Origin of the sequence: Prosthecobacter sp. SYSU 5D2, from assembly GCF_039655865.1 — a bacterium.
Lineage (GTDB): Bacteria > Verrucomicrobiota > Verrucomicrobiia > Verrucomicrobiales > Verrucomicrobiaceae > Prosthecobacter.
On the sequence record NZ_JBBYXL010000007.1, the window covers coordinates 242124 to 259870 of the forward strand.

Consider the following 17747-nt stretch of genomic DNA (forward strand, 5'->3'; position numbering starts at 1 on the left):
TTCGCAAGACTCTGCGGCCGGTATCCGTTACCCATGGCCCTGCAATTTCATCTTATGAACCGCTCCACCCTCACCCTCATCAGTGGCTCGCTCCTCACCGCGGCCAGCCTTTGCGCCCAAACCCCTGCCGAGTGGGGCAAGTTCCGCGGGCCCAATAATGACGGCACCATCCCGGCGACCAAGATCGCCAACTGGAAAAACGCCAAAATCAAAACCCTGTGGAAAACGGAGACGCCAACGGGCTTCAGCTCCTTTGCCGTGGCTGGCGGCAAGGCCCTCACCATCGTGACTGGTGAAACAGACGGCAATACGGGCGAGGTGCTGGTGGCGCTGGACGTGCGCACCGGCAAAGAAGTGTGGAACCAGCCGCTGACGGTCATCGGCAAATATGACGGTGGCGGTGATGCGGGTGTGGCCGGCAACAAAGGCGGCGACGGCCCTCGTTCCACCCCGGTGGTGAGCGGTGACAAAGTGTATGCCATTGACGCCAACCTGGGCGTGTTTTGCTTTGACCTGGCCACGGGTAAGAAGGTCTGGAACCACGATGTGATGAAAGAGAACGCAGGAGTGAACATCCGCTGGCAGAATGCCGCCTCGCCGGTGATTGACGGGGACATCCTGCTCATGTGCGGCGGCGGTGAAGGCCAGGCCCTGCTGGGCCTGAACAAGGACACGGGCAAGGTCGTATGGAAGGGTGAAGATGACAAAATGACCCATGCCACCCCTGTGCTCGCAGACATTCATGGCGTGCACCAGTGCATTTTCTTCACGCAGACCGGGCTGGTGGCCGTGACGCCGGCGGATGGCAAGGTGCTGTGGCGCCAGGAATATCGCTTCAATGTCTCCACCGCAGCCTCGCCGGTGGTGTGGGAGGACATCGTCTATTGCTCCGCAGGGTATGATGTGGGTGCCGGTGCCTTCAAGATCAGCAAATCCGGCGACAAGTTCAGCTCGGAGCCGTTGTGGCGCAAAGAAGGCAACGACCTGGCCAATCACTGGAGCACCCCGGTGGTGAAGGACGGTTACCTTTACGGCATGTTCAGCTTTAAAAATTACGGCAGCGGCCCGGTGGCTTGTGTGGACATCAAGACGGGCAAGGAAATGTGGAAAGAAGAGGGCTTTGGCCCGGGCCAGGTCATCCTGGCAGGGGACAAGCTCATCGCCCTCAGTGACAAGGGCGAGGTCGTCGTCATCGAGGCGAAAACCGACAAATACACCGAGTTGAAGCGCGATGACGTGCTGGATGGCAAGGTCTGGAGCTATCCGGTTCTGGCCTATGACCGCCTCTTCGCCCGCAGCACTGAAGAAGGCGTTTGCCTGGAGATCCAGTAAGCCGGATTCAAATCAAGTCAGGGAGAAACCCGCGTCGTGTTTGGCGCGGGTTTTTCTTTCTCCAGCGGCTGCGTGAGGAATTCAGCGGCCGCTTTGGACTGGCCAAGTATTTCGTAACGGCGGTTCAGCAGGGCGGTAAGCGGCTGCCGTAGAGCTGGTTTCATGGCACCGGCCATGATGTCCCAGGTGGCCTGGTTTTTCACCCCGTTCCAGAGGCTGAAAAGCTGCATCAGCATGACCTCGGTGATCTCCCGGTTGCAAAAGGAAGAGACCATCTGGGCGGCGCTGTTCTGGATATCCGGGTGGTCCACCGGCCAGCCAGTGCCTTCGCTGAACAGGGTGGTCCAGACAAGTTCCATTCCTTCATAGGCTAGTTCCCGCGCCGGGCGGGTACGCAGGACGTAGTCGCGGGCAAAAGTCTGGCCGCGCTCACTCTGCAGCGTCTGGTTCAGGGTCTTGGCCAGGGAGGTGCCCACCAGGGCCTGAATGAGAGGTCCCACCCATTTGTCCTCGGTGACCAATGGCCGGGCTTTGCCAAACAGCGTGGCCATCCATTCAGTCGCCTGCTGGGCCGTCCAGCTCTGGTCGAGGCTCCGGGCGACAAATTCGGAATGAAGTTTCTGCTGGGTGTGATCGGGGCTTGTAGTCTTGTCGGCAATGGTCAGGACCGCCTGTCTCCAGGCGTTCTTCTTTGCTTTGGGAGTGGTCTCCGCAAGTCCGTTGAGGAGCCACCCTTCCATGCGGTGCCGGAGCATGACGTCCGGGTCGGTAAGAAGGTCCAAAAGGGTCTCGCGGTGGCCTTTTTTAAAGGACAGGCCCTTGCGCAGTTCATGTCGCAGGTCTTCAAGGGCCGGGATGGCCCTGGCAGGCAGGCGGCCGCCTTTCAGCGCATGCTGCCAGGAGGTGATGGTGGCCTGCAGGACAGCATCACCGTCGGCATCTCCCAGGGCGGCCCATTGGTCCAGGCAGAGCAGGGTCACGTGAGCTTCATTCCCGGGAAGGGAGGGGGAGGGCCGCACTTTGGTGACCGCCTGGGTGAGCAGGGCCCTGGCGCGGTGGTCCTGGCCGGCGAAGTGGAAGGCCATGGCGGTGCGTACGGCAAGCTGGCGGTCATCCGCCCCCAGGAACTGCTGCACCCGCACCGCACGGTCCAGGTCCGGGAGGTCATCAGGACGTACCTTTAGACAGTTCACGCTGCGGGTGACGGGGAGATAGTGCTGGTTGAGGAGCAGCCGGTCCCCGGTGGGAATGCCGTTGCGCACGATGTCCGAAGGATTGGTGGCCATCAGCAGATCGAACCAGGCATTGGCCTTTTCCATCTGCCCCTGGCCCAGATGGCTGCGCCAGAGCTGGTACATGGCCAGGCCTTTCCAGGGTTCTTCGGGAGAGCGGGCTACCTGTTCCCAAATTTCTGCTGCCTCATCCGCTTTTTGCAGGGCCTCCAGGCAGGCGGCGTATTTGTACTGGCATTCGGTTTTGACATCCTCCCGGTTGAGGAACTTTTCATAGATGGCCAGGGCTTCGTGGGCTTTGCCAACGGTGACCAGATCATCTGCCTTGGCCAGCGGCGAGGCGGGAGAGCTCACCTGCCGTTGCCGTAGCTCCAGCCTCACGAGGCTGGTCTCCACCGGCAGCAGCAAGGTGAAGGGAGTGTTGGCAAGGGGACGTGCAAGCTCGAAGATACGGGTATAATGCATGGGCTGCATCCCATTGACTGCCATGGAAAGGTCGCCATTTTCATACCGGCAGCGGAGGTTGAGGTGGGGGCTCCGGCGGGTATCACGGTCCAGAGTGGCATAAACGAGCGGGGTCATCTCGGAGAGGATGGCCATGACGGGCCATCCTTCCGGGTTTTCAAACCCGGGCTGAAGCGGGGCAAAGCGGTCCGCCTGGAAAATTTGAAAACGGATGTCTTGCAGCAGCGGGATTCGCAGGACGAGGCCGGTGGCTTTGGCATGCAGCCAGTTCTCCCCCAGTTCGATTTCCAGTTCCATGGATCCGTCCAATTTGATGTTGCTCGGGATGGAATTCCAGGTCTGGTCTGGGTGGGCAGGCAGTGCGTGGAGCCTGCCGTCCCGGATTTCCCAGCCTTTGGGCTTGAGGAGTGCCTTGGCGGAATCTTCGGCTATGGGATGGTTGAGGCTGGCGGCCGTCTGCCAGGCTTCTTCCAGGGAATGCCATCGCTGGAACAAGGCGGAAGTGCCAGGGTGGCTCAATTTTTGGAGCGCCTGGAGGAGTTTGCTTACCTGGGCGGATTCCTCTTCGGACAGCCGCGGGGCTTCCAGGTGGTCCTCCACTGTCGCGTAGGTTCGTTTACTCACATCCTCCTTCAGGTAGCGCGCCAGCACCGTATCCAGAAGATGGATCTGAGCGAGCAGTTCCAGGCTGGTCTCCAGGCGTTCAGGATTCCAGTCAGGTTCTGAAAGCTGCCGGTTGATCTGGGAAAGCAGACGGGCTTTTTGCTGGCTAATATGCAGCTGGCTGGAAGACCAGGCAAACATAAGGATGGCCAGCACAGCGACCGCTGCGGCGGCAACAGGCCAGGGATGGCGCCGTATGTAGAGGTAGGTCAGGTCCAGGATATCCGGATTGCGCGCCCGCACGGGCCGTCCGTCCAGATACCGCTCCAGATCTTCGGCCAGGGAAATGCCGTTGGCATAGCGGTCCTCCGGTTTCCTTTGCATGGCGCGCCAGCAGATGGCGTCCAGTTCAGGCCTGACGCCCTTCATTGCATTTCGCAGCCGGGGCGGCAGGTCATCCTCGTGAAGACGGTTGATGATCTGGGCGGCCTGGCCTTTGCGCGGAAGGCTGCCCGCCAGCATCTCAAAAAGCATCACGCCGCAGGCATGCACATCCGTGGCAGGGGCGGGTTCTCCCAGCTCCGGTTTTACCTGTTCCGGTGCCAGGTAGGCCACGGTTCCGGCCAGTTCCCCATGCTGGGTCAGCCGGATGTCCCGCTGCCAGGCCACGTTCTGTGCCAGGCCAAAATCCAGCAGCACGGGCTCATCCCCCATCACCAGGATGTTCCCCGGCTTCAGGTCCCGGTGGGTGATGCCGGACGCGTGAGCCACCCCCACGGCCCGGGCGATCTTGGCCATCATCCGGGCGATCTCGTTGGGCCTTCTGGGTTTCTCCCTGGCCCAAAGCTGCAGCGGGATGCCGTCCAGAAAGTCCATCACCAGCCAGGCGATGTCCCCCTGGCAGCCAAAGTCGTGGACGGGAACAATGTTGGGATGCCGGAGCTGGGCGAGAACCGTGGCTTCGTTTTGAAAACGGGCCAATGCCCGGGGATCGCAACCTTGGTCCGGAGCCAGAAATTTGACGGCGGCCCAACGCAGCAGCTCGCGGTGCCAGGCTTTGTAAACCACCCCCATGCCACCTGCTCCGAGAAACTCCCAGCGTTCATATTGAGGCAGCAGTTGCACCAGCGCCTCTTCAGGAAGGCGCGCTCCCTGCCACTGGACGGCAGCCCGGGGAGCATCCCCCAGGTCTTCCTCCACAATGGCATGAAATGACGGGATGCCGTCATCATCAGGAATCATGGGTGCCGGGTGCATTCAGTCAGAGGGGACGCTGTGAATCTGCAATCCTTAGCAGAAATAATGTACCTATCACCTGCCAAAACGGTATTCCCCATTGTAAATCACGCATTCAACTTTTTGACCTCCAGCCTTCCATCCAGTGACGGGTTTCCTGAAACCAGCCTGACCCTTGTGGGCAAGCTGCGCAGTACGGACGACTCTCTCCGCACGGAGGCCATCCGTCTGGTGGCCCGGCGCTATTGGGTGCCCCTGTATGATTTCTCCCGCCGGACCGGAATGAACGAGCATTCGGCGGCGGATGCCGTGCAGAATTTTTTCCAGCACATCCTCACCCATACCGAAGGCTTCTCCTCCTACAACGGGGAGCACGGCCGGCTGCGGACCTGGATCATCACCATTTTCCGTCGCAGGCTGTCCAGCACTCTGACGAGGGAGCAGACCCAAAGCCGGGGTGGCGGGGTGGAGCATGTCTCCCTGGATTTCACCCTTGCTGAAAATGAATACCAGCAGCACGCCGGGGAGGATACAGACAGCCCGGAGCGTGCTTTTGACCGAGGCTTTGCGCGTCAGCTCTGGCATCAGGTGCTGGACAGCCTGCGCAGTTCCTACAGCCACCGCAACCGTCTGGCCGTCTATGAGACTTTGTCCACCCTTATCCTCGGGGAGATCAAGGACCAGCCACTTACCACGGAAGAGCTGGCTCAGAAAGCCGGACTGACCGGCACAACGGACCTGAAAGTCACCCTGCACCGGCTGCGCAAGGAGGCAGCCCACGAGTTTCAGCGCCTCGTCCAGCAGACGGTGGAAGGGGATGCGTGGAAGGAGGAGGTGCGCTATCTGCTCCGCCTGGTGGGGTAGGGGACGCGCTGCCCTCCGTCATTGGCTGAGAACAAATTTTTGCACCCGTGCACCGGTGGCCTCCGCCACATAAACGGCCCCGTCTGGCCCGACGGCGATGTCGTGACCGAGCTGAAATTTTCCGCCGGAGGTCCCCTGGCTTCCGAAGGTCTCCCGCACTTTTCCGGTGGCATTCAGCACCACTGCCTTGCCACGCATCCCTGGTTTTAAAGACGGCAGGCCTCCATCAATGATGAAAATCTGACCTTCGGGGCCGGTGGCGATGCCATAGGGCTTGCCGATCTCCGGACCTGCCCAGACGTGCCGCACTTTACCCTCAGCATCAAAGACCTGAACACGGTGGTTCTCACGGTCACACACATAGACGTTGCCCTGGCCATCCAGTGCCAGGCCGTGCGGCAGATTGAACTCGCCTTTTTTCGTTCCTTTGCTTCCCCATTGATACTGGAACTGACCGGCGGCGCTGAACTTCATCACCCGTGTGTTTTTATACCCGTCACTGATGTAAAAGGAGCCGTCAGGCAGCACGGCGACATCGGTCGGCAGGTTGAAGTGATTTTCATCCGCACCGGGAATGCCAGCCTCACCAAGCGTGCGCAGGACTTTGCCTTCAGGCGTGCATTGGAAGACCTGATGCAGGCCCACATCGGTGAGCCAGAGGTTGCCATCAGGGCCTACCGTCAGCCCATGCGGAATGATGAACTGTCCAGCTCCCCAGGTGGAAAGAAGCTCGCCTGTCGCGCCATCAATGACGCTGATCGTGGGTTCTGCGATGGGTTCCTTTGGGAAGGGGTTGGACCACTTCCGGCTGCCGCGATGGAAAACAAAAACCCGGTTCTGCGCATCCACGCCAATGCCCGCGCACACGCCCAAGACATGGTTTTGGGGAAGCTTCGGCCAGTCCGTGACCACCTGATGCCGGCGTTCATCGGCAGAAAGACTGACGCTAAGGGTGGACAGCAGCATCAGGCAGAGCAGGCGGAAATTCATAGGAAAGTCAAAAGTCACAAACGCGGCCAGAGAATTGCTTCGCTCAAAAGACTGGTAACAGCCTCTTGAATGGCAGCGGCTTTCCCCTGGTCCCAAGGATAACCGCCATGTGACCTCTTTGCATGCAATCATGACCTGATGAAAAAGACCTGCCTAAAATCGGCGTAACCTCCAGCATGACAAAAAACCGCCTGCCCTCCGAAAACGGTAATGGTGCCGTACGGCAGCCGGTGCTGCGAGCAGGGTGGGTGGCCGCCGGACTGGGGCTGTCATCCCTGGTGTCCGCCACGGCAGCTGTTGATGAGGTCAGTTTCAACCGGGATGTGCTGCCGATCCTGGCGGAACATTGTTATGCCTGCCATGGACCTGACAAGGCAGGGCGCAAGGGCGGGCTGCAGATCAATGTACGTGAGGAGGCCGTGGCCAAACGCAAGTCCGGCGAGCATGTGATCCTGCCAGGCAGGGCGGCGGAAAGCCTGCTGGTGGCGCGGGTGGTGACTGACGATGCGGATGAGATCATGCCGCCGCCGGAAAGCGGCGAGCGGCTGACGGAGCGGCAGGTGGAAATTTTGCGGAAGTGGATAGATGCGGGGGCCAGGTATGAGCCGCACTGGGCCTTTATGCCGCCGCAGCGGATGGCCCCGCCAGCCGTGGCGGACGCAGCGCATCCGGTGGACCGGTTCATCCGCGAGCGTCTCCGGCAGGAAGGCATTGCGCCTGCGCCGGAGGCGGACCGCAGCACGCTGATCCGGCGGGTATCGCTGGACCTGACGGGGCTGCCGCCTTCGCGGGAAGAGGTGGAGGCGTTTGTCAATGATCCCCGCCCGGATGCCTACGGGCACTTGGTGGACCGGCTGCTGACCTCCGTTCATTATGGAGAAAAGTGGGCGCGCTGGTGGCTGGACCTGGCGCATTATGGGGACAGCGACGGCATCCGCCTGGACAGCCTGCGGCCGCATGCCTGGCGCTACCGGCAGTGGGTGGTGGATTCGCTGAATGATGACCTGCCCTTCGACCAGTTCACCATCCAGCAACTGGCCGGCGACCAGATGGCCAATGCCACAGAATCGCAGCGCATGGGCACGGGTTTTTTACGCAATACCATCAGTGACCGGCAGACGGGCAATGCGGACCCCGCGCTGGGCCGCGTGCGCATGGTGGTGAACCGCACCTCCACGGTGGGGGCAGTGTGGATGGGCCTGACAATGGAATGTGCCGAGTGTCATGACCACAAATTTGACCCCATCAGCCAGAAGGAGTTTTTTGAACTGTATGCGTTCTTCAACAGTGCGGAGGAGGCCAACATCAATGCGCCGCTGCCGGGGGAGTTGGAGGCGCATCTGCCTGCCAAAAAGATCTACGACGAACAACGCGCCGCGCTGCTGGCTCCGCTGAAGGACCGGCTGGATAGCTTGCAGGCAGAATGGGAAAAGAAGATGCTTTTCACCGAGCTTAATCCTGGTCTGGAACCGGCCTGGATGCGGGCCTATGAGCTGTTTGTTACCGGCTGGGGACGCGGCAAGGGCGAAGGGCAGTTTGAGGGCATGATGATTGTCAAGACACCCCCGGCGGAACGCACGCCGGAACAGCAGGAGCGGCTTCAGGATTATTTTATCAAAAGCGGAGCTGTGGTGGCACCGGAAGTTTTCAAGGATCTGAAGCTGGCTGACGTTTCCAAACAACTGGATTCGCTCGCTCGCAAGGTGCCACCGCTGACACGGGCGCAGGCCATGGCGGACCTGCCGCAGAAGCGCGATACGTGGATTCACATGCGCGGCGACTTCCGCCGTCCCGGGGATTTCGTCAAACCAGGCACGCCCGAGGTCCTGCCTGCGTTGCACAAGACGGGAGCGGAACCCACGCGACTGGACCTGGCCCAATGGCTGGTTTCGCCCGAACATCCGCTGACTTCGCGGGTCACAGTCAACCGGCTGTGGCAGGAGCTTTTTGGTGCCGGACTGGTGGCGACTTCTGAAAATGTGGGCATGCGCGGCGAGCGCCCCACGCATCCGGAGTTGTTGGACTGGCTGGCCACGGAATTCCCCGCCAGCGGCTGGAGCGTGAAGCAGATGCTGCGCCTGATGGTGACCTCCGAGACCTACCGGCAGTCCTCCGATGCGCGGCCTGACCTGGCGGAGCGTGACCCGGAAAACAAGCTGCTGGCACGGCAGGTGAAGCTGCGCCTTTCCGCCGAAGGCGTGCGGGATACGGCCCTGGCCACGGGCGGTCTGCTGGACCGGACGGTGGGTGGGCCAAGCGTGCGCCCGGCGCAGCCGGAAAGCGTGATCAAGGAGAACCCCCGCAACAAATGGAAGGTGGAGGCAGGCTCGGGACGGTATCGCCGCGGACTCTATACTTTCATCCAGAGGCTCGCCCCATTTGCGCAGTTTTCGAACTTTGACCTGCCTGGCACAGCGACGTCTTGCGCGCGGCGGGGCCGGTCCAACACTCCTTTGCAAGCGCTGAATCTGCTAAACGACCCGACCTTTGTTGAAGCGGCAAGCGGCCTGGCCGGACGCGTTTGGAATGAGGTGAAGGGCGATGATGCAGACCGGCTGGAGCATGCCTTCCTCCTGGCCCTGGCACGACGCCCAACCAACGATGAATCAAGCCGGTTAATCAGTCTGTTGAAGCAGCAGACGGCGCTTTATGATAAGGATGCCGAAGCTGCGCGTGAGCTTTCACCGGAAGTATTCCCCGGCACGACAGCGGCTGAATCGGCAGCCTGGGTCACCGTGGCCAGCGTGCTGCTGAACCTGCATGAATTTTTCCATCGAGAATAAACCCAGAGCGGACAAGAGTGTCCGCGCTCCCTTCCAAACCAAGCGGACAGGAGTGTCCGCGCTCCTCTCGCCTCACCCATGAATCCCCAACATCACCTTCCCCCACCGCCGATGTCGCGGCGTGATTTCCTGGCCCGGCAGGCGGGTGGTATTGGGGCCATTGCGCTTTCGCAGCTTCTCGGTGGGAGTGCTTTCGGCGCTTCGAAGACGGCAGGCAGTCCGTTTGCACCGCGCACACCGCACCTTGCGCCACGGGCCAAGAATGTGATCTTCATGTTCATGGCGGGCGGTCCTTCGCACCTGGATCTGCTGGATCCCAAACCGCAGATGCGCAAGTGGGACGGCCAGCCGCCGCCGAAGGGCATGGTAGATGCCAAGGCGACCATCGCGGGTGCCGTGATGGCCAGTCCGCGTGAGTTCACCCGCTTTGGTAAAAGCGGCCTGGAGTTTTCCGACCTGCTGCCGCATACGGGTGCCATCGCCGATGAGCTTTGTGTGGTTCGCTCGCTGCACACGGACTCAAGCAATCACGATCCGGCGCAGCTTTTGTTTAACTGCGGCACCCAGCTTTTTGGCCATCCCAGTCTGGGTTCGTGGGTGAACTATGGGTTAGGCAGCCTCAGCCAGGACATGCCCGGTTATGTGGTGCTGAATTCCGGCAAGGATGTGGAGGCACGCGCCGCGCTCATGGGCAACGGCTTTCTGCCCTCAACGTATAGCGGCGTGACGGTGCGTACCTCGGATGATCCGATTCTGTTTTTGAAGAATCCGCCCGGCATCAGTCAGGCGGCACAAAGGGCGCGGCTGGATGCCTTGCGCGACCTGAACCAGTTCCATCTCAAGTCCACCGGGGATGCGGAGATCGCGTCCCGCATTGAGAGTTATGAAATGGCCTTCCGCATGCAGGCGGCAGCACCGGGATTGCTGGACCTTACCCATGAAACTGCGGCCACCCGTGAGCTGTACGGCCTGGACCAGGAGCCGACACGCGCCTTTGGCACCAACTGCCTGCTCGCCCGCCGGCTGGTGGAGCATGGGGTGCGTTTTGTGCAGCTTTTTGATTCAAGCTGGGATGACCACAATGAGCTGGACAAGCAGCTCAAGACCAACTGCCTGCGCACGGACCAGCCCGCAGCCGCACTGGTGCGGGACCTGAAACAGCGCGGTCTGCTGGAGGATACGCTGGTCATCTGGGCCGGGGAGTTTGGTCGCACGCCGATGGCAGAAAACCACTTCGACGTGTCCGGGCCTAAACCGGGTGGAGCCGGTCGCGATCACCATCCGCATGCCTTTTCCATCTGGATGGCGGGCGGCGGCGTGAAGCCCGGGCATGTACACGGGATGACGGATGATTTTGGGTATCACGTGGTCGAGGACGGGGTGCACATCCATGATTTGCATGCCACCATCCTGCACCTGCTGGGGCTGAATCATGAGCAACTGACGCACCGGCATGTGGGCCGCGATTTCCGCCTCACGGATGTGGCGGGCAAGGTGGTGAAAGGCATCCTGGCCTAACCATGAGTACTCATTCTCGCATACGGTGCTGCTGCATCGGCATGATACTGGCCATTTTCAGTAGCGCTCACGCAGGTGAACTGGCGCTCCCTCGTTTTGAACCGGAGACGGTGGGCAGCATTGGCAAAGGCTATGGCCTGAGCATTGCGGATGTGGATGGCGATGGCAAACCGGACATCTTGCTGGCGGATGTGTGGGATTTTGTCTGGTATCGCAACGGGGACTGGAAGCGCTTTGTGCTTGCCAGCCGCCTGGACGGCCAGGGCGCGATGAGCATTGATGCGCGGGATGTGAATGGCGATGGCCAGATGGAGATCGCCGTCTGCACACGCGGACCGGAAGCGGCGGTGTATTTCTTGAAGCGGCCTGAAGACCCCACCCAGACCTGGGCACCGGTGCGCATTCCCAGCGAGCCAGAACAGCATCGCATCCAGTGGGCGCGGGATCACACGGGGCAGGATTATCTCATCGCCGTGCCGAACCTGGGTCGCCGCAATCACCTGCGGCTGCGCGGTCTGCCGAAGGATGACTTTGCCAAAATCTACGCCTATCCTTATACCCTGGAGCCCGGGGCGGGCTACGCTGGCAAACTGCTGCTGGAATCCATGCGCGATATGCACTCCCTGGCGGTCATTCCGGGTGAACCAGGCGGACCGGAACGGCTGCTGTTTGTCGGCATGGAAGGCGTCGAGTTGATGAGCGAAAAGACGGACCAGCCCTGGAAGGCACGCGGCCCCCGGATGCTGCCGGGCATGACGCCGCCCAACCAGCGCCCGGACCAGTCCTGGCATGCGGGCCTGAGCGAGATCAGCGAAGGCCGCACGGCGGAGCGCGTGTATCTGGCCACCATCGAGCCGAAACATGGCAACAACCTCATCGTTTATCCCGGCAATGCGGCGGGTGAATTTGGCGGGCAGCGCCTGGTGGTGGACGATACCCTGGTGACTGCGCATGCGATGCGCTGCGTGGATCTGCTGGGCCTGGGGCAGCATCAGATCCTGGTGGGCTGGTGGGGCAGCGGAGTAGAAAAGAAGGACTATGGCATCCGCCTGTACACTCCCAAAAATGCCGAAGCCACGGAATGGAAAAAGGTGTCCGTTGATGAAGGCAATATGTCCTGCCAGAGCCTGCAAGTGGCGGACATGGATGGCGACGGGCGGCTGGACATCATCGCCGCCGGTTGGTCCACGAACAACCTCATGATCTACTGGAACCGCCTGCCATGATACGGTTCATATTGATCATTGGCTTATTCGCCGCTTTGGCACCCATGGTAAAAGCGGCGGAACTGCTAGGTCATTGGAACTTTGATGAGGGCTCTGGCGCGATATCGAAAGACCAGTCAGGAAATGGCTGCGATGGAAAGATACACGGTGCGCCCAAGCGGGTGCCGGGGGTGGCAGGTGAGGCGCTGCGGTTTGCCAGCAATGAGGATTTTGTGGATTTCGGCAGGCCGGTCATTCCGGAGAGGGATTTCACGATCAGCCTTTGGGTGAATTGTGATGATGTGGAGAAGCAGTTTTTCCTGGGCCAGTATCGGTATGCCCATCCGCAGCGGCTGGACCTGGCAATCCGGGAGGGCTGTGTGCGGATCCAGATTGACGAACTCCTGGATTCCCCAAAGCGGGTGCAGCCAGGCCGCTGGCATCATCTGGCCTATACGCGGGCGGGGGATGCGGTGATGGTTTACCTGGACGGGCAGGTCATCAACGCGGGCGTTCTTCCTGCGGCGGTCATTCAGACGGAAAACCTCATTTTGGGGAAGATCGTGGTACCAGGGCAGGACAGCTTCCGTTTCACCGGGATGCTGGATGAGCTGAAAATCTGGGATGCGGCCCTGCCTGCGACGGCAGTTTTGGCGGAATACCAGTCCATTTTGCCACCGGAAAGCGGCTCCTGAAGCCCGCCTGGCAGCAAAACGCCCGTTTAGCCGCTGATGATGAGCACATACATCTGTGCGCCTTCGGGCCTCGTAATCATTACTCCGGGCGCAATAGCCTTGTTTGACAAGCTGCACCGCCGCCCCTTGATTACCCCTACCATGTCCAACTCGCCTTCCGATTTCCCCAATCAGATCTCGCCCAGCAATTACATCGTCCCTGTCGTCATTGAAAGCGAAGGACGGATGGAGCGCTCCTATGACATTTACTCCCGCCTGCTGAAGGACCGCATCATCTTCCTCGGCAGCGATGTGAACGACCAGGTGGCCAATGTCATCATCGCCCAGTTCCTCTTCCTGCAGATGCAGGACCCCAAGAAGGACATCCATTTTTACATCAACAGCCCTGGCGGTTCGGTCACGGCTGGCTTGGCCATTTATGACACCATGCAGTTCGTCACCTGCGATGTGAACACCTACTGCATCGGCATTTGCGCCAGCATGGGCGCAGTGCTTCTGGCCTCCGGCACGAAGGGCAAACGTTACGCCCTGCCGAACAGCGACATCATGATCCACCAGGTCTCCGGCGGTGCGCGAGGCACGGCCAGCGACGTGGAACGCACGGTGGACTTCATGTACAAACTGAAGCGCCGGCTCAACCGCATTCTGGCCCACCATTGCGGCAAAACCCCGGAAGTGATCGAGCGCGATGCCGACCGCGACAATTACATGAGCGCCGAGGAAGCCGCCGCCTACGGTCTGGTGGACAAGGTGCTGCAGAGCAACCGCGAGCTGCCGCCGATCGTTCCCGCCTGAGGTGAATGAGCGGGAAGCCAGTGCGCGCTGTCAAAGAATGAGGAAGACCGGATCAGAAGGTCAAATCAGGCCCTCTGACCCCGGCAGACTTCTTGACTCCCACCCCCTTTTCATGCGACACTGAACCATGCCTCGTGCTTCGACAGTCACCTTGTGTTCCTTCTGCGGCAAAAGCCATGCGGAGGTGCGCAAGCTCATTGCCGGCCCCGGGGTGTACATTTGTGATAACTGCATCGGGGTTTGCAAAGCCATCCTGGACAAGGAGGCCGAACAGGAATCCGAAACCACCCCGGCACTGACCGTACCGCGCCCGGCAGACATTTCCGCCATTCTGGACCAGCACGTCATCGGCCAGTTCCACGCCAAGAAAGTGCTCAGCGTGGCCGTGCACAATCACTACAAGCGCATCCTCCACAGCCAGCAGATGGAGGCAAAGAAGGAGAACAGTCCGCGCAAGATGCCGGACCCCAACGATGTGGAACTGGAAAAGAGCAACGTGCTTTTGCTCGGCCCCACCGGCTGTGGCAAGACCCTGCTGGCCAAGACGCTGGCCAAGATTCTCAACGTGCCCTTCAGCATCGCCGATGCCACCACTCTGACCGAAGCGGGCTACGTCGGTGAGGATGTGGAAAACATTATCCTGCGCCTGCTCCAGTCGGCGGATTATGACATCGCCCGCGCCGAGATCGGCATCATCTACATTGATGAAATTGACAAAATCGGCCGCACCACCAGCAACGTCAGCATCACCCGCGACGTGTCCGGTGAAGGCGTGCAGCAGGCGCTTTTGAAGATCATCGAAGGCACCGTCTGCAACGTGCCGCCCCAGGGTGGTCGCAAGCATCCGCAGCAGGAGTACATCCAGGTAAACACGGAGAACATCCTGTTCATCTGCGGCGGTGCCTTTGTAGGCCTGGAAGACATCATCAAGCGTCGCAAGGGCAAGCAGACCATGGGTTTCAACATGGCCTCCGCCACTCCTGAAGAGGAGAAAAAAGGCCCGCTGCAGGTGGAGCCGGAAGACCTGCTGGGTTACGGACTCATCCCGGAATTCGTCGGACGTCTGCCCGTCATCTGCTCGCTGGAGGCACTGACGGAGCAGGAACTGGTGCGCGTGCTGACCGAGCCGAAGAACGCCCTGCTGAAGCAGTACGCCAAGCTGATGAACATGGACGGCGTGGACCTGACCATCAACAAAGAAGGCCTCCTCGCCATGGCCCGCGAGGCCGTGAAGCGCGGCACCGGTGCACGCGGTCTGCGCAGCATCTTCGAGCGCATCATGCTGGACGTCATGTATGACGTCCCCAGCCGCGTGGATGTACGCTCCGTGGCCATCAACGAAGCCGTCGTCAAGGGCGAGCGCCCGCCAATCCTGCGCAAGCGCATTGAGCGGAATGCGGCTTGATTGCCGGGAAGCGCGGTTTTTTCTCGCCAGCCGACTTTGATTCTTCGACAAATGCAAGGCGGCTCAATGCCCGGGCGTTGAGTGCGTCCGGCTGCTGCCAGCACCCGTTTTTGTCCATCACCAACCACCCCGCTCCATGATCCGATACCTCCTGCCGATTGCTCTTTTAACGTCCAGTTTAATGGCGGATGAAGCCGCCACGCCGGTGGCGCAGATCAAGGTGAAGGAGGGCTTCCAGGTGGAGCTGCTTTATACGGTGCCGAAGGCGGAGCAGGGCTCCTGGGTGAGCATGTGCCTGGATGACAAGGGGCGCATGATCGCCTCGGACCAAAACGGGCCGCTGTATCGCATCACACCGCCGGCTTTGGGTGGCAAAGCTTCGGACACGAAGATCGAGAAGATGGACCTGCCCATCGGCGCAGCGCAGGGCATGGCTTTTGTGAAGGGTGCCATCTATCTCCAGGTGAACGGGGATGAATACCAGGGCCGCGGGTTATACAAAGTCAGCGACAGCGATGCGGATGATGTCTTCGACAAGGTGGAACTGCTGCGTGGTTATACCGAACGCGCAGGTGAGCACGGGCCGCACTATGTCGTCCCGGCACCGGATGGCGAGAGCATCTACGTCATTGTGGGCAACCAGACACCGCTGACGGAATACACCAAGAACCGCGTGCCGGCGGTGTGGCAGGAGGACATTTTGCTGCCGCGCATCTATGGGCGCGGTTTCATGAAGGATGCCCTGGCTCCGCGCGGCTGGGTGGCCAAGGTCAGCCTGGATGGCAAACAGTGGGAGCTGATGACCACAGGCTTTCGCAACCAGTATGGCGCGGCCTTCAATCATGAAGGGGATCTGTTCACCTTCGATGCGGACATGGAGTGGGACATGAGCCTGCCATGGTACCGCCCCACCCGTGTGTGCCAGGTGCTGAGCGGCAGCGAGTTTGGCTGGCGCAATGGCTCGGCCAAATGGCCCGTGCGCTGGGAGGACAGCGTGCCGCCTGTGCAGGACATCGGGCCTGGATCGCCTACGGGAACGCAGTTTGGTTACGGGGCCAAATTTCCCGCCAAGTATCAGGAAGCCTACTTCATCAATGACTGGAGCTATGGCAAAATGTATTCCGTTCATCTCCGTCCGGACGGAGCAGGATATGCGGCGGATTTTGAGGAGTTCATCAGTGCCCAGCCGCTGCCGCTCACAGACCTGCTCATCAATCCGAATGACGGAGCCATGTACTTCGCCATCGGCGGCCGCAAGACCCAGTCCGCCCTTTATCGCGTGACCTATACCGGCAAAGAATCCACCGCCCCGCAGCCGATGAAGCTGGAAGGCGAAGCCAAAGAACTGCATACGCTGCGCCGCAGCCTGGAGGCCTTTCATGGCGTGCAGGATCCCCAGGCCATCACCGCCGCCTGGCCGCATCTGGGCCATACCGACCGGCTTATTCGCAATGCCGCCCGCATCGCCATTGAGCATCAGCCGGTGGCCTCATGGAAAGACAAGGCATTGGGCGAAAAAGAACCCCGCGCTGCTTTGACGGCTCTCATGGCGCTGACCCGCCATGGGGCCAAGGAAGACCAGGCCGCTGTCATTGCCGCGCTGAACAAGATTTCTCTGGAGGGTCTGGACCTGCTTGGCCAGACCACCCTGCTGCGCAATTACACGCTGGCCTTCCTGCGCCTCGGCGAACCAACGATGGAACAGAAGAAAAGTACCATCGCCCGTTTCGCCCCGCTCTTCCCGAACCAGGACATCGGTCTCAGCCACGACCTTTGCGAAATGCTGGTTTATCTCGGCGATGAAGGAGTGGTCGCCAAGGCCGTGCCGCTGGTGAACAGCGCCCCCACCCAGGAAGAACAAATTGGTTATGCCAAGAGCCTGCGCCTGGCCAAGGGCGGATGGACACCGGCCCTGCGTGAGGAGTTTTTCAAATGGTTCCAGCGCGCCGCCACCTACACCGGCGGGGCCAGCTTTGGCCTGTTCATTGAAGACATCAAACGCGACAGCATCGCCGGTCTCACGGAGGAAGAGAAAGCTACGCTGAAGCCCATCATCGAGGCCAAACCTGAAGCCAAAGGCCCCACCTTTGCCGCCAAGCCGCTGGCTTATGTCAAAAATTGGACCGTGGCCGATCTGGAGAAGGTGTTGAACGTCGGCCTTGAAGGCGGGCGCAACTTCGAAAACGGCCGCAATAGCTTCGGTGCCGTCGGTTGTTATGCCTGCCATCGTTTTAACTTTGAAGGCGGTGCCGTCGGTCCTGATCTGACAAGCGTCAGCGGCAAGTTTGGCCCCAAGGACCTGCTGGAATCCATCATCGAACCAAGCAAGGAAATCAGCGACCAGTATGGCAGCATGGACTTCAAGATGAAGGACGGCAGCCTCGTCGTTGGCCGCATCATGAACCTGAAGGAGGACACCCTGATGGTGAACATCAACATGATGGACCCCAACGCCAATCAGAGCCTGAAGCGCGGCGACATCGCCAGCATCGAGCCCAGCAAAACCTCCATGATGCCCGCCGGCCTTGTGAACATGCTCAGCGAGGACGACATCCTCGACCTCCTCGCCTACCTGCTCAGCAAGGGCGATCCGGGGCATGCTTATTTCAGGACGAAGTGAGTAC

General features: G+C 60.5%; 11 protein-coding genes. 9 read left to right on the top strand and 2 right to left on the bottom strand.

The features are described from left to right. Nucleotides 1-54 precede the first annotated feature (54 nt). Complete coding sequence (locus WJU23_RS13760; RefSeq protein WP_346333165.1) at nucleotides 55-1332, top strand: PQQ-binding-like beta-propeller repeat protein; 1278 nt, start codon at nucleotides 55-57, stop codon at nucleotides 1330-1332. Between the two features lie 17 nt (nucleotides 1333-1349). Here WJU23_RS13760 and WJU23_RS13765 read toward each other — a convergent pair whose 3' ends face one another. Then, nucleotides 1350-4874 carry a protein kinase gene (locus tag WJU23_RS13765; protein ID WP_346333166.1) on the bottom strand — a complete coding sequence of 1175 codons (3525 nt, stop codon included), beginning with the start codon at nucleotides 4872-4874 and terminating at the stop codon, nucleotides 1350-1352. A 117-nt stretch (nucleotides 4875-4991) separates the two neighbouring features. On the opposite strand from WJU23_RS13765, the gene WJU23_RS13770 reads away from it, so the two are divergent. Beyond that, nucleotides 4992-5732, top strand: a complete 741-nt coding sequence (locus tag WJU23_RS13770) for a hypothetical protein (RefSeq protein WP_346333167.1) — start codon at nucleotides 4992-4994, stop codon at nucleotides 5730-5732. An 18-nt stretch (nucleotides 5733-5750) separates the two neighbouring features. Here WJU23_RS13770 and WJU23_RS13775 read toward each other — a convergent pair whose 3' ends face one another. Continuing rightward, nucleotides 5751-6722, bottom strand: a complete 972-nt coding sequence (locus tag WJU23_RS13775) for a peptidyl-alpha-hydroxyglycine alpha-amidating lyase family protein (protein WP_346333168.1) — start codon at nucleotides 6720-6722, stop codon at nucleotides 5751-5753. Between the two features lie 176 nt (nucleotides 6723-6898). Here WJU23_RS13775 and WJU23_RS13780 point away from each other — a divergent pair, with 176 nt between their 5' ends. The 7 genes from WJU23_RS13780 to WJU23_RS13810 all read left to right on the top strand — a co-directional run bounded on the left by WJU23_RS13780 (nucleotide 6899) and on the right by WJU23_RS13810 (nucleotide 17743). Beyond that, a complete protein-coding gene (locus tag WJU23_RS13780; RefSeq protein WP_346333169.1) occupies nucleotides 6899-9505 on the top strand; it encodes a PSD1 and planctomycete cytochrome C domain-containing protein in 2607 nt (868 codons plus the stop codon). Nucleotides 9506-9583: 78 nt separating this feature from the next. Then, on the top strand, nucleotides 9584-11023 hold the full coding sequence (locus tag WJU23_RS13785) for a DUF1501 domain-containing protein (RefSeq protein WP_346333170.1): 1440 nt from the start codon (nucleotides 9584-9586) through the stop codon (nucleotides 11021-11023). 41 nt (nucleotides 11024-11064) lie between these two features. Continuing rightward, the gene (locus WJU23_RS13790; protein ID WP_346333171.1) at nucleotides 11065-12249 is read left to right on the top strand and encodes a VCBS repeat-containing protein; all 1185 of its coding nucleotides are present in this window, start codon (nucleotides 11065-11067) and stop codon (nucleotides 12247-12249) included. Continuing rightward, nucleotides 12246-12923: a LamG domain-containing protein gene (locus tag WJU23_RS13795; RefSeq protein ID WP_346333172.1), complete on the top strand. Its 678-nt coding sequence runs from the start codon at nucleotides 12246-12248 to the stop codon at nucleotides 12921-12923. The genes WJU23_RS13790 and WJU23_RS13795 overlap by 4 nt, the downstream gene beginning before the upstream one ends. Nucleotides 12924-13064: 141 nt before the next feature. Beyond that, a complete protein-coding gene (locus WJU23_RS13800; RefSeq protein ID WP_346333173.1) occupies nucleotides 13065-13718 on the top strand; it encodes an ATP-dependent Clp protease proteolytic subunit in 654 nt (217 codons plus the stop codon). Nucleotides 13719-13845: 127 nt separating this feature from the next. Next, a complete protein-coding gene (clpX, locus tag WJU23_RS13805) occupies nucleotides 13846-15123 on the top strand; it encodes an ATP-dependent Clp protease ATP-binding subunit ClpX (protein ID WP_346333174.1) in 1278 nt (425 codons plus the stop codon). Between the two features lie 136 nt (nucleotides 15124-15259). Then, nucleotides 15260-17743 carry a heme-binding protein gene (locus WJU23_RS13810; RefSeq protein WP_346333175.1) on the top strand — a complete coding sequence of 828 codons (2484 nt, stop codon included), beginning with the start codon at nucleotides 15260-15262 and terminating at the stop codon, nucleotides 17741-17743. Nucleotides 17744-17747: the final 4 nt, after the last annotated feature.